General features: G+C 74.5%; 11 protein-coding genes. 7 read left to right on the top strand and 4 right to left on the bottom strand.

The annotated features are described in order from the left end of the window. The first annotated feature begins 17 nt into the window (after nucleotides 1-17). Nucleotides 18-1,436, top strand: coding sequence for a DUF4038 domain-containing protein (locus ACFCZN_RS08745; RefSeq protein WP_429764481.1), 1,419 nt, complete (start codon nucleotides 18-20; stop codon nucleotides 1,434-1,436). Between the two features lie 7 nt (nucleotides 1,437-1,443). Here ACFCZN_RS08745 and ACFCZN_RS08740 read toward each other — a convergent pair whose 3' ends face one another. Continuing rightward, entirely contained in the window at nucleotides 1,444-2,640 is a 1,197-nt protein-coding gene (locus ACFCZN_RS08740; protein WP_429764482.1) for a glycosyltransferase family 4 protein, read from the bottom strand. A 174-nt stretch (nucleotides 2,641-2,814) separates the two neighbouring features. Here ACFCZN_RS08740 and ACFCZN_RS08735 point away from each other — a divergent pair, with 174 nt between their 5' ends. The 3 genes from ACFCZN_RS08735 to ACFCZN_RS08725 are packed head-to-tail and all read left to right on the top strand — an operon-like array spanning nucleotide 2,815 to nucleotide 6,535. Further along, nucleotides 2,815-4,404, top strand: coding sequence for a lipopolysaccharide biosynthesis protein (locus tag ACFCZN_RS08735; protein ID WP_430556512.1), 1,590 nt, complete (start codon nucleotides 2,815-2,817; stop codon nucleotides 4,402-4,404). A 23-nt stretch (nucleotides 4,405-4,427) separates the two neighbouring features. Then, nucleotides 4,428-5,486 carry a glycoside hydrolase family 99-like domain-containing protein gene (locus ACFCZN_RS08730; RefSeq protein WP_430556511.1) on the top strand — a complete coding sequence of 353 codons (1,059 nt, stop codon included), beginning with the start codon at nucleotides 4,428-4,430 and terminating at the stop codon, nucleotides 5,484-5,486. Next, the gene (locus ACFCZN_RS08725) at nucleotides 5,483-6,535 is read left to right on the top strand and encodes a glycosyltransferase family 4 protein (RefSeq protein ID WP_429764485.1); all 1,053 of its coding nucleotides are present in this window, start codon (nucleotides 5,483-5,485) and stop codon (nucleotides 6,533-6,535) included. The genes ACFCZN_RS08730 and ACFCZN_RS08725 overlap by 4 nt, the downstream gene beginning before the upstream one ends. Before the next feature lie 32 nt (nucleotides 6,536-6,567). On the opposite strand, the gene ACFCZN_RS08720 is transcribed toward ACFCZN_RS08725, so the two are convergent. Then, entirely contained in the window at nucleotides 6,568-8,403 is a 1,836-nt protein-coding gene (locus tag ACFCZN_RS08720; RefSeq protein ID WP_430556510.1) for a hypothetical protein, read from the bottom strand. A gap of 9 nt (nucleotides 8,404-8,412) precedes the next feature. Further along, on the bottom strand, nucleotides 8,413-9,084 hold the full coding sequence (locus tag ACFCZN_RS08715; RefSeq protein ID WP_430556509.1) for a hypothetical protein: 672 nt from the start codon (nucleotides 9,082-9,084) through the stop codon (nucleotides 8,413-8,415). A gap of 224 nt (nucleotides 9,085-9,308) precedes the next feature. Here ACFCZN_RS08715 and ACFCZN_RS08710 point away from each other — a divergent pair, with 224 nt between their 5' ends. Continuing rightward, complete coding sequence (locus ACFCZN_RS08710) at nucleotides 9,309-10,301, top strand: GDP-mannose 4,6-dehydratase (protein ID WP_429764488.1); 993 nt, start codon at nucleotides 9,309-9,311, stop codon at nucleotides 10,299-10,301. Next, complete coding sequence (locus ACFCZN_RS08705; protein ID WP_429764489.1) at nucleotides 10,298-11,254, top strand: GDP-mannose 4,6-dehydratase; 957 nt, start codon at nucleotides 10,298-10,300, stop codon at nucleotides 11,252-11,254. The genes ACFCZN_RS08710 and ACFCZN_RS08705 overlap by 4 nt, the downstream gene beginning before the upstream one ends. 6 nt (nucleotides 11,255-11,260) lie before the next feature. Here the strand turns inward: ACFCZN_RS08705 and ACFCZN_RS08700 are convergent, their stop codons facing one another. Further along, nucleotides 11,261-11,518: a PqqD family protein gene (locus ACFCZN_RS08700; RefSeq protein ID WP_429764490.1), complete on the bottom strand. Its 258-nt coding sequence runs from the start codon at nucleotides 11,516-11,518 to the stop codon at nucleotides 11,261-11,263. Between the two features lie 211 nt (nucleotides 11,519-11,729). Here ACFCZN_RS08700 and ACFCZN_RS08695 point away from each other — a divergent pair, with 211 nt between their 5' ends. Further along, the gene (locus tag ACFCZN_RS08695) at nucleotides 11,730-11,843 is read left to right on the top strand and encodes a lasso RiPP family leader peptide-containing protein (protein WP_176168750.1); all 114 of its coding nucleotides are present in this window, start codon (nucleotides 11,730-11,732) and stop codon (nucleotides 11,841-11,843) included. Nucleotides 11,844-11,968 lie beyond the last annotated feature (125 nt).

The raw sequence follows: 11,968 nt of genomic DNA, 5'->3' as shown, positions 1-11,968 counted from the left end.
GCCGGGTCGTCGCCCTCGTGGCGACGACGGCCGTCGTCGCGCTCGCGGTCGCCGGTGCCGCATGGTGGTGGGACCGGGAGCACCAGGGGCAGGCGAGCCGGATCGGTGGCACGGCCGGGCCGGTCGCCGCGGAGCTGCCCGTGACGCCGCCGCCGGCGCCCGAGACGCCGGACGGGGCACACCTCGTCACGGGCATCGGTCCGGATGGGCGGTACTTCGTCGACCAGGACGGCGCGCCGGTCCTGGTGCGCGGAGACTCGCCCTGGTCGCTGCTGGTCGACCTGTCGCCCGAGGAGGCGCTGACCTACCTGGACGATCGGCAGGGGCGCGGGGTCAACGCCCTGATCGTCTCTTTGCTGGGCGCGACGGCCAACGGCGGGCCGTCCGACGACGGCGCGACCGCGGACGGTCTGCTCCCGTTCGTGGACGGTGACGTCCTGTCCTGGGTGCCGGAGTACTGGGACCGGGCGCACGCGACCCTCGCGGCCGCGGCGGAGCGCGGCATGTCGGTGTTCCTCTACCCGGTGGACGGCTGGACGGTGGGCCGCGCGTTCTCGCCGTCCTCGCAGCAGGAGTGCCGTACCTACGGCGAGCGGGTGGGCGCCTGGGCAGCCGACCTGCCCGGCGTCGTCTGGATGACGGGCGGGGACTACTTCCCCGCAGCGGACGACCCGGCGGCCGGCAGCGACGTCGACCGGTGCTTCGACCAGGTGGTGCAGGGCATTCGCGACACGGGAGACCACCGGCCGTTCTCGATCCAGCTGGGCTACCCGCGCTCCGTCTCCACCGACGACCGATACTGGGCCTCCCGGGTGGACTTCACCTTCGTCTACTCCTACCCGCCCGCCTACGACGCCGTCCGGCGGGCCTACGACCGCGAGCCCGCCGTCCCCGCGCTCTTCGCCGAGGGCGGCTATGAGGGCGAGAACAACGACGGCGGGCCGCCGACGACCCCCGAGTCGCTGCGACGGCAGGCCGCGTGGGCCCTGACGTCGGGATCGCCGGGGGACGTCTACGGCAGCGACGACTGGGAGTTCCTCGACGGTTGGCAGGGCCGCCTCGACGCGCCGGGCCTCCGGCAGGTCGGCGTGGTGCGAGACGTGGTCGAGGCGCTGCCCTGGTGGGAGCTGCGCCCCTCCGACGACCTCGTCCGCTCCGGCGCCGGGGCGGCGCGGACCGGTGACACGACGGACGTCCTCGACGGTGACCGCGCGACGGCGGCGGTCACGGCGGACGGTCGCGCCGCAGTCGTCTACGTCCCGACGGAGCGCGAGCTCGGCCTCGACCTGGCGGTGCTCGCCTCCGCGGGGAGGGCGCGCTGGGTGGACCCGTCGTCCGGCGCGGCGACTCCTGTGGCGCTGACCGACCGCATGAGGACCCCGGGCCGCAACGCCGACGGCGGGGGCGACTGGCTGCTGGTGATCGGGCCGGGCTGACGCCGGCTCAGGCCGCGGGCATCCCCGCCGGCCTGACGGACGTCAGGCCGAGGTCGCCGAGGACGACGTCGAGGGTCCGCCGCGCCGCGCGCCAGTCGTGCGCCCGCGCGTGTCGCAGGCAGCGCTCACGGGTCGTGGCCAGCAACGCGCGGTCGTCGGCGAGCCCCTCCAGAGCGGCGGCCAGGGCGTCGGGAGACCCGGGCGGCACCAGCACCCCGGCGTCGCCGGCCGCCTCGGGGATGCCTCCGGTCCGTGCGGCGACGACAGCGGCGCCGGACGCCATCCCCTCCAGCACGGTGAGGGCGAACGGCTCGGCCCACCGGGAGGGCACCACCACGACGTCGGCGGCGCGCATCAGGGCGGCCACCTCGTCCCGGGGCCGGAACGGGAGCCAGCGCACGGCGTCGCCGAGCGGCCGGGCGGCGGCCCGCAGCTCGCGCTCGTACCGGGTGAGGGGCGCGCCGGGGGCGAAGTGCGGCGTGCCGACGACGGTGGCGACCACGTCCGGCCGGCGGAGCCGGAGCAAGGCGTCCACGAGGACGTCCGGCCCCTTGTCGGGCACGGTGCGCCCGACGAACACGACCCGCAGCGGCTCCCCGGCGACCCGGTCCGCGTCACCGGGACGGAAGAGCGCGGTGTCGACCCCGTTGTGCACCACTCGCACGCGGTCGCGCAGCCTTGGGGGCAGACGGTCCGCGGTCCGCTCGGCGACGTAGCCGCTGACGCAGACGACGGCGCCCGCGGGGTCGAGCACCCGGGCCGCCTCCCGCGGGGAGTACGTGCGCAGCAGCTCGTTGTGCGCGTAGAGCACGGCCGCGTGCCGGTCGGCGTCCACGAGCGGGACGAGCTGGGGGAGGTTGTGGCCGAGGACCACGGAGGCGGGCCACCGCGCCTGGTCCGCGAGCGCGGCGGCGAGTGGCCGCCGGGCGCCGGTCCGGGGCAGGCCCAGGCGCGCCGCCGCGGCGTCGCGATAGCGGTCGGCGCGCTGCTGCGGCACGGGGTCGTACTCGACGACGTCCGCGCTCGGGTAGCGGTCGGGGTAGGTGCCGCGCGCGACGGCGACGACCGACCGCGGGGCTCCGGGCGGGGTCGCGGCCGCGAGGCCGTGCACGACCGAGGGCAGGGCGCTCCCGGTCGACGGGGAGAAGTGGTCGCCGGGCGTGATCACGTGCAGGTGGCTCCCGGCCGGGACTCCGATGGCCATGCCGTCGAGCCTAGGTCGGGAGCGGTGTCCTCCCGGGGGTGAAACGTGCCCGCGCCCGGCTGAAAAACCGCTCCAGCCCTCGGAATGCCGGCTGTCGTCGGAAACGATGGCCGGTGTGACAGCACACGTCGTCCTCCTCCGCGCCGACCGTCCGGCGGCGGCCCGGTGCGTGCGATGAGCACGGACGAGAAGTCCGTCCCGCCGGCGCCGGTGCCGAGCGACGACACGCCCGGCGAGGCCATGACGCGCGGCGAGCTCCAGGACCGGGCGATCCGAGGCGCCCTGTGGACGCTGGTGCACGTCGCCGTGATGCTGCCGCTGGCCTTCGCCGTCAACATCGTCGTCGCGCGGGTCCTCGGGGTCGTCGACTACGGGCGCCTCGCGTACCTCTCGACCGTGCTCGCGCTCGTCCTCACGACCATCGACCTGGGCGTCGGGACCGGCCTCGTCCAGTTCGGGTCGAAGGCGCACGCCGCGGGCCGGTTCTCCGAGGTGCGGCACATGCTCCAGGCGGCGCAGGGCTACAAGATGCTCGTGGGCGTGCCCGTGGTGGGGACGGCGGTGCTGCTGCTCATCGACGCCGACCCCGTGCTCACGGTGATCGCCCTCGTGTTCGGCGTGCTGGTGCCCCTGACGTTCTCCGGGGCGGGCGACGCGCTCGCCATCGAGAACAAGACGGCGCAGAACGCGCAGGCGGCGATGGTCGTCAACCTCGTCGCGCAGGTCCTGGTGGTGGTCGCGGCCACGACGGTGGGCACCGCGGACGCCATCTGGGCGGTGCGCCTCGTCGCGGCCGGCCTGGGCGCGGTGGCCTACCTGTACTTCGTGGCTCCCATGTACCGCAGGGTCCTGCTGCGCCCGCGCCTGCGCCGGTTCCCGCCGGGCTTCTGGGCGTTCGCGCTGCCGGCCGGCGCGGCCGGCCTGGTCGAGGCGTTCGTCTCGTCGCGCAGCGAGGTGCTGGTGCTGACCTGGATGTCGGAGCCGGAGGCCGCGGGAGTGTTCGCCCTCGCGATCGGGCTCGGCGTCCACCTGTTCGCCCCGGCGCAGTCGCTGCTGGGGCCGCTCGTGCCGGCGATCTCGGGGCTGCGCGAGGTGGACCACGAGGCGGTGGCGCGCGCGCTGGGCCGCGCGCTGCGTGCGTCGTCGACCGCGACGGCGGGCGTGGTGGCGGCGGCGACCCCGGCGTTCGCGCTGCTCGTCCCGACGATCTACGGTGCCGAGTTCTCCGCCGTGCCCCCGGTGCTCGTCGTCCTGAGCGTGGCCGGCGGCCTGCTCGTGATGGCCGGACCGCTCAAGGCGTTCCTCATGGCACGGCTCAAGGGCACCTGGCTGCTGTGGGCCAACCTCGCCTGCCTGGTGGTGGACGTCGGGCTGACGGTGGCGCTGATCCGGCCGCTCGGGGTCTGGGCCGCGGTGCTCGGCAACGCGACGGCGGCGGTGCTGCTGTTCAGCGGCCTGCTGATCCTCGAGGCGCGGTCGCTGGACCTGCCGGTCCGGCGGGCGCTGGCCATGGTCCAGCCGTTCCTGCTCGGCGCCGCGATCTCGGTGCTGACGTGGTGGGGCGTCGACGCGGTCGGGGCGCCCCCGGTGCCGTCGGCGGTCGTGGCCGCCGTGCTGGGCCTCGGGCTGTTCGTGGGCGCGGTACGGCTCACCCGGTCGGGCCTCACGCCCGCCGATGCCGACGCGGTGGCCCGGTCCGTGCCGGCGCGGGTGCGCGCCGTGGCCGTGCCGCTGCTCAGGGTCGTCTCCGCGAGCCGGGCATGACGTCGAACGAGAGGGACGAAACGTTGGAAGCCAGGGCCGTCGCCTTCTACCTGCCGCAGTTCCACCCGATCCCCGAGAACGACGCCTGGTGGGGGCCGGGGTTCACGGAGTGGACCAACGTGGCACGCGCCCGGCGCCTCTACCCGGGGCACCGCCAGCCGTTGGTGCCCGCGGACCTCGGGTTCTACGACCTGCGGCTGCCCGAGGCGCGGGCGGCGCAGTCCGAGCTGGCGCACCAGTACGGCGTGGAATCTTTCGCCTACTGGCACTACTGGTTCGGCAACGGGCGCCGGATCCTGGAGCGCCCGTTCGCGGAGGTGCTCGCCTCCGGCGCGCCCGACGTGTCGTTCTGCCTGGCGTGGGCGAACCAGACGTGGAGCGGCATCTGGCACGGCGAGGCCGACCGGATCCTCGTGCAGCAGCACTACCCGGGCGTCGAGGACTACACGGCCCACTTCGAGGCCGTGCTGCCCGCGTTCCGCGACCCCCGCTACCTGCGCGTGGGCGGCCGCCCCGTGTTCTACGTCTTCCGGCCCGAGGAGCTGCCCGACGCCGCGGACTTCGTCGACCTCTGGCAGAAGCTGGCGCGCAGGGCTGGCCTGGAGGGCCTGTACCTCGTCGCGGAGATGAGCGACCTCCTCGGCGGCGGGCCGCGGTACGACCGGGTCAAGGAGGACGGGTTCGACGCCGGGGTGTACATGCGGATGCCGGCGGGGACGTCGCGGTCGGAGCTGCTGCGGATGCGCGCCTTCCGCAAGGTCGCCGGCGGGCCGGAGGTCTTCCCGTACTCCACCGACTGGGCCGGGCAGAACCGCACCGGCGACCTGGTCCAGCCGTGCGTCTACCCCAACTGGGACAACACGCCGCGCTCCGGCCGCGGGGGCGTGGTGCTGCACGGCGCGAGCCCGGAGAAGTTCGGCGAGAACGTGCGGCAGGCGGTGGCGTCGATCGCGCACCGGCCGGCCGAGGAACGACTGCTGTGGGTCAAGTCGTGGAACGAGTGGGCCGAGGGCAACCACCTGGAGCCCGACCTGCGGCACGGTCGCGGCTGGCTCGAGGCGCTGCGGGACGGCCTGCGATGACGGCCGAGGCCGCCGGTGCCGTCCGCCCGCTGCGGATCGCGATCGTCTCCTACTACCTGCCCAGCACCAGCAAGCAGGGCATCGGCTACCAGGTGCACGAGCTCGCGACCGAGCTCGCACGGCGCGGCCACGACGTGACGGTCCTCAGCGACTGCCCGGCGGTCGACGGCGCCGTCTACGGGCACCGGCACGTGCGGATGACCGGCTCGCTGCGCACGTTCCGGTTCGCGCTCGCGCTGCGCCGCGTCGACCTCTCGTCCTACGACGTGCTGCACGCCTGGGGCGACGACTACTGGCTGTGGCGGCGGCGCGTGCCCCGGCACGTGCGGACCCTCGCAGGGTCGTGCTTCGAGGAGGCGCGCACCATCAAGGGCGTCAAGGAGAAGACGCGGATGGTGCTCCTCGGGCTGTCCGAGGTGCTCGCGTCCCTCGTCGCGGACCGCACCGTCGTCATCTCGCCCGAGACGCGCCGCTGGTACCCGTGGGTGCGCGACGTCGTGCCCTGCGGCACGGACGTGAGCCGGTTCCGGCCCGACGCCGCGCGGCGGGCGGACCACCCGGTGGTCCTGTTCGTCGGCTACTGGCGCGGACGCAAGCGCGGCGAGGAGCTGGCGCGCCAGTTCCAGGAGACGGTGCTGCCGAAGCACCCCGACGCGGAGCTGTGGATGGTCAGCCAGGACGTGCCCGACGACGTGGGCCCCGGGGTCCGCGCCCTGGGACGGCTGACCGACGACGAGCTGGCGCTCGCCTTCCAGCAGGCGTGGGCGTTCTGCCTGCCGAGCGACTACGAGGGCTTCGGCATCCCGTACGTCGAGGCGATGGCGTCGGGCCTGCCCGTGGTCGCGACCCCGAACCCCGGGGCGCGGTACGTGACGGACGGCGGCCGCACCGCCGTCGTCGTGCCGCTGGAGGACGTCGGCACGGCGCTCGCCGAGCTCCTGGCGGACGACGCGCGGCGGGAGGAGCTCGCGGCCTCGGCGCTCGAGCGCGTCCAGGAGTTCACGCTGGAGCGCGTCGTCGACCGGTACGAGGCGCTCTACCGCGCCTGACCCGTACCCCTCGGCACGCCCGACGGCGACGGTCAGGGCACCGGCTGCGGGGCGCAGCCGGTCAGCGCGACGCTGAACGTGGTGGGCGTGTCCGGCGTCTCGATCATGGCGCCGTCCTCGTCGCCCTCGAGCTCGATCGTGTAGACGTCGCCGGGGGACAGGTACGTGGGCCGCCACGTGTCCGTGCCGCGCTCCCACTCGATCACCAGCACGTCGCCCTCGAGCACCTGGATCCGGCAGCCGTCGGCCCACGACCCCATGTAGGGGTGGATGACCTCGCCGTCGAGGTCGCGCACGGTGCGTGAGTTCGAACCCTCGCGCGCGTTCGTGGGGTACGCGGCCCACTCCGGCCAGGCGAGCGCGCCGCCCACCCACGGCGTCCAGCCGTCGTCCGCGCACGTCGCGTAGGCGTCGCAGTGCCAGAGCGCGAGCGTCGAGCTCATCACGACGGCGTCCGCGGGGACGGTGGGCGTGGGCGTGGGCGTGGGCGTGGGGGTCGGCGTGGGGGTCGGCTCGGGGTCCGGGGTCGAGCCGTCCCCGGGGGTGTGCACGTAGGTGAACGACGAGTCGTCGTTCTGCACCGACAGCACCTGGTCGGACGGCAGGCCGGTCACCGTGTGCTGCTCGCCGGCGGACAGGCGCGCGATGCTGCGGTGCGGCCCCGTGGGCGTGCCCGCGTACAGGGTCGCGGAGCCGGTGAGGACCGCGACGGTGTCGCCGTTGGCCGCGGCGGCGGGCAGGTAGACGGCCTCCGACGTCGTGTACCCGTGGCGGGTCGTGATCGCGCCGGACGTCTCGGGCCAGGCGATCGCATGGCCCGACGTCGTCTCTCCCCACGGGCACGGCTCGCCGGTGCAGCGCCACGTGACCGGCAGGGACGCTGCGTCCTGGCCGGGCGTGGGCGTCGGAGTCGGCGTGGGCGTCGGCGTGGGCGTCGGGGTGGGCGTCGGGGTGGGCGTCGGCTCCGGGGTGGTGGCGTCTCCGGCGGTGTGGAGGTAGCGGAACGGACCGTCGTCGTTCTGGACGGACAGCACCTCGCCCGCCGGAAGGCCGGTGACGGTGAGCTCGTCGCCCGCGGAGAGCTGGCCGATGCTCCGGTGCGGTCCGGAGGGCGTGCCCGCGTAGAGCCGGGCCGACCCGGAGACGACCGTGATGGTGTCGCCGTTCGCCGCCTCGGCGGGCAGGTAGACGGGCTCGGACGTCACGTAGCCGTGCCGTGCGGTGATCGCCCCGGAGCCCGCGGGCCACGCGACGGCGTGGCCGGTCGTCGACGCACCCCAGGGGCACGGGTCACCGGTGCAGCTCCAGGTGACGGGACGCGACGCGGCGCCGGCGCTCTCGCTCGGCCCGGGGGTCGGCTCGGTGGACGGCGTGGGCGTGGGCGTCGGTTCGGGGTCGGGCGGGGCCTCGCCCCCGGGCGTGAACGCGTAGGCGAAGGTCGCGCCGTCGTTCTGGAGGGACACCACCTCGCCGTCGGCGAGGTCGCCGACCGTGAACGCGTCGCCGGCCGACAGCGCGGCGAGGTGGCGGTGCGGGCCGTCGAGCTGGCCGGCCCACACGCCCGCCGAACCCTCGACCACGGTGATCGTGGCGTCCTCGGCCGCGTCGTCGGGCAGGTAGATGGCGCCCGACGTCGTGTAGCCGTACCGCTCCGACAGCGCGCCCGAGCCGTCGGGCCACACGGCGGCGTTCCCGGTGGTCGTCTCCCCCCAGGGGCACGGCTCGCCGGTACAGGTCCAGGTCACCGCCCGGGACTCCGTGCGCGCGGGCGCTTCTCCGTCCTCGGCCGCGGCCGGGGAGATCGAGCCGGCGGCGAGGACGAGGGCGGGGGCCAGGAGCCGTGCCGCGCGGCGGCGTCGCGTGGTCATACGGTGACGCTATGCCGCGTCCCGCGCCCGCAGGGCGGCGACCTGGGTGAACTTGCCGTCGACCCGGGGTGAAAGCGCTCCGGGGAACGCGGCGGAGGCCGCCGAGGCGGCAGCCCCGACGAGCAGGAGCGACCCCAGGACGTCGACGGGGCGGTGGGCGAACGCGACCACGTTGACCACGCAGGCGACCAGCACCGCGGCGACCGCCACCTCGCGCACGACGACGTGCCCGGCCCTGGTACGGCCGGACCAGAGGACGACGAGCGCGATGGCGAGCGCCGCCGTCGCCGCGACGTGCGTGCTCGGGAACGTGTTGTACGGGTAGCCGAGCGCGACCTCGTGCACGGGGCGCGGCAGGACGGCGCCACGCAGCACGAGGGCGAGGACCGCCGCGGCGGCGAGCACCAGGCAGGCCGCCAGGGCCCGCCATCGCCGGTCGCGGACCGCGCGGACGGCGAGCGCCGCGACGACGACGCCGAGCCCCAGCACCAGGACCTCACGGGCGACGGCTGCGACGGGGTGCAGGATCGCGCCCGCGCCGGTCAGGACACTGAACGCCACCGCGTCGACCCACTGTCCCCACGGCGTGACGACCCCGGCGCCGTACAGCAGCACGAAGCCTGCGGCCAGCGTTGCGGCCTGCGTGGCGTGGTCGCGGCGTCCCCGCTCCCGGCGTGACATGCCATCGATGGTTCTCGCTCGCGTGCGGGCCGGTCGAGGGCGCGGGCGGATGAAGTTCGAGCGGGCGGGCAGGCGCGCCGGGCGCACTTTCACCCCGGTACGGGCCCTGTTCACCCGGTGCGGACGGTCTCCGCGCCCCTCTTGCTGATTAGCGTGGTGGCGTCCCAGAAGGGGAGTGCCGCCGGGGGACGGCGCTGATTCGGCGCACAGAAACGGTGAGCAAAATGCCTCGAGCACTGATTACCGGGATCACCGGCCAGGACGGTCTCTACCTCTCCGAGCTCTTGCTCTCGAAAGGTTATGAGGTCTGGGGTCTGATCCGCGGGCAGAACAACCCGAAGCTCGACCTCGTGCGGCACACCGTGCCGGACGTGCGCCTCGTGACCGGCGACCTGACCGACCTGTCGTCCCTGCTGCGGGCGCTGGGCGCGGCGCGGCCCGACGAGGTCTACAACCTCGGCGCGATCTCCTACGTCGCCTACTCGTGGGAGAACGCGACGCTCACCAGCGAGGTGACCGGCAAGGGCGTGCTCAACATGCTCGAGGCGGTCCGGCTGCACGCGGGCGACGACCCGGGCGCCGTGCGTTTCTACCAGGCGTCGAGCTCGGAGATGTTCGGCAAGGTGCAGGAGGTGCCGCAGCGCGAGTCGACCCTCCTGTGGCCCCGGTCGCCGTACGGCGTCGCGAAGGTGTTCGGGCACTACATGACGATCAACTACCGCGAGTCGTACGGGCTGCACGCCTCCAGCGGCATCCTGTTCAACCACGAGTCGCCGCGCCGGGGGCCGGAGTTCGTCACCCGCAAGGTGTCGCAGGCGGTGGCGCGGATCAAGCTCGGCCTGCAGGACTCGCTCACCCTGGGCAACCTGGACGCCCGCCGCGACTGGGGCTTCGCCGGCGACTACGTCGACGCGATGTGGCGGATGCTCCAGCAGCCGCAGGCCGACGACTACGTGGTCGCGACCGGCCGCACCCACTCCATCCGTGACCTGCTCGACGCGGCCTTCGGGTGCGTGGGCGTCGAGGACTGGAGCGGCTACGTCGCGCAGGACCCCCGCTTCATGCGGCCCGCGGAGGTCGACCTCCTCATCGGGGACCCGTCGAAGGCCCGCGACGTGCTGGGCTGGGAGCCGCGCGTCGACTTCGAGCGGCTGGTCGCGATGATGGTCGAGAACGACCTCGACGAGCAGGCGGAGCTGGCCGGGATGCGCCCGTGACGGTCGCCCTCGTCACCGGCGTCGCGGGCCAGGACGGGTCGTACCTCGCCGAGCGGCTCGCCGCCGAGGGGGCCGAGGTGCACGGTCTGGTGCGCGCCGGCGAACGCCCGGTCGGGCTGCCCGGCGGGGTGCGCCTCCATGGGGGCGACCTCCGCGACGCCGAGGGCCTCGCGGAGCTCGTGCGTCGCACGGGGCCGGACGAGATCTACAACCTGGGCGGGATCAGCTCGGTCGCGTACTCGTGGCGGCACCCTGTCGAGACGGGTGCCGTCTCCGGGCTCGGCGCGGTGGCCCTCTACGAGGCGGCATGGCGCCTGCAGGAGGACTCGGGGCGTGCGGTCCGGGTGCTCCAGGCGTCGAGCGCGGAGATCTTCGGCGTGCCCGACCGTGCGCCGCAGGACGAGGGCACGACGGTACGGCCGTCGTCGCCCTACGGCGCCGCCAAGGCGTACGCCCACCAGATGGCCGCGGTGTTCCGGGTGCGCGGGCTCGGCGTCTCCACGTGCGTGCTCTACAACCACGAGTCGCCGCGCCGCCCGGAGACGTTCGTGACCCGCAAGATCACCGCCGCCGCGGCCCGGATCGCGCACCGCGGCTCCGGCACCCTGGCGCTCGGCAACCTCGACGCGCGCCGCGACTGGGGCTGGGCGCCCGACTACGTCGACGCGATGGTGCGGTCGGTCCGGCACCCGGTCGCGGACGACTTCGTCGTGGCGTCCGGGACGACTCGTTCGGTGGCCGACTTCGTGGCCGCCGCGTTCGCCGCGGCCGGCGTCCACGACTGGGAGCCGCACGTCACGGTCGACCCGCGGTTCGTGCGCCCTGCCGACCCGACGGAGCAGGTGGGGGACGCCCGCAGGGCCCGGACGGTGCTGGGATGGGGCGGCACGCTCGCGTTCGAGGAGATCGTCGACCGCATGGTGCGGCACGACCTCGCCCTGCTCACGGCCTGACCGCGCTCACTCCTCGACGAGCAGGCCGCGGTCGCGGAGCGCGTCCACGAAGGCCTCGGCGTCGCGCCGCGCGACGTCGGCGGGGATGTCGTACTCGACGGCGAGCGCGTCCGCGAGGTCGCCGGTGGTGCGGTCCTCCTGCAGCAGCTTCGCCGTGAAGGCGCCGGAGCCGTTGGTCGTGAGGTACGTGGACGACGCGAGGTCGAGGATGACCAGCTCGCCGTCGATCTCCTGCCAGGTGACGCCGTCCTCGCGCAGCCTCATCGCCGTGCCTCTCGTCGCGGTTCTCGGGTCGTGCCGCCCCGAGAATAGGCCGATCCGGGGCACCGGGTGGGGGCGGGACGGAGGTTTCACCCGGCGTCGGGTGAAAGGCGTCCGGGAGCGGGGTGACTTCGGCCCGAAGCCCTTGACCGGTCGTTGCACGCGGCGCGACGTTGGGCGCGTCCTGCACGAACGAGGAGAGGGGAGTGCTCCGATGTACGAAGCACCGCGCATCACCGAGGTGGGCTCGGTCAAGGACGTCACGCTCGAGCAGCAGTTCGCCTTCGACTACGACGGCGACCTGTTCCACAAGGGCAAGGCGTCCTGAACCCACTCAGGGACAGGGTGCCGGGCGGTCCCCCCCCCGAACGGCCCACACCCCCCGTTCCCTCCCCACACCCCCCCCCCACCCCCCCCAGCAGCCCCGAACAACAACACAACCCCTCTCCCCCC

The sequence above is a fragment of the Isoptericola sp. NPDC056134 genome, assembly GCF_042264825.1.
GTDB lineage: Bacteria > Actinomycetota > Actinomycetes > Actinomycetales > Cellulomonadaceae > Isoptericola > Isoptericola nanjingensis.
The sequence above is the reverse complement of the archived record's forward strand: the minus strand, read 5'-3'. Positions and strand labels throughout refer to the sequence as shown.

What these genes read in the sequence shown, in the direction of transcription:
- ACFCZN_RS08710 (WP_429764488.1), top strand. Translation starts at nt 9,309, where the DNA reads ATGCCTCGAGCACTGATTACCGGGATCACCGGCCAGGACGGTCTCTAC.
- ACFCZN_RS08740 (WP_429764482.1), bottom strand. Translation starts at nt 2,640, where the DNA reads ATGGCCATCGGAGTCCCGGCCGGGAGCCACCTGCACGTGATCACGCCC.
- ACFCZN_RS08720 (WP_430556510.1), bottom strand. Translation starts at nt 8,403, where the DNA reads ATGACCACGCGACGCCGCCGCGCGGCACGGCTCCTGGCCCCCGCCCTC.
- ACFCZN_RS08725 (WP_429764485.1), top strand. Translation starts at nt 5,483, where the DNA reads ATGACGGCCGAGGCCGCCGGTGCCGTCCGCCCGCTGCGGATCGCGATC.
- ACFCZN_RS08715 (WP_430556509.1), bottom strand. Translation starts at nt 9,084, where the DNA reads ATGTCACGCCGGGAGCGGGGACGCCGCGACCACGCCACGCAGGCCGCA.
- ACFCZN_RS08700 (WP_429764490.1), bottom strand. Translation starts at nt 11,518, where the DNA reads ATGAGGCTGCGCGAGGACGGCGTCACCTGGCAGGAGATCGACGGCGAG.
- ACFCZN_RS08735 (WP_430556512.1), top strand. Translation starts at nt 2,815, where the DNA reads ATGAGCACGGACGAGAAGTCCGTCCCGCCGGCGCCGGTGCCGAGCGAC.
- ACFCZN_RS08695 (WP_176168750.1), top strand. Translation starts at nt 11,730, where the DNA reads ATGTACGAAGCACCGCGCATCACCGAGGTGGGCTCGGTCAAGGACGTC.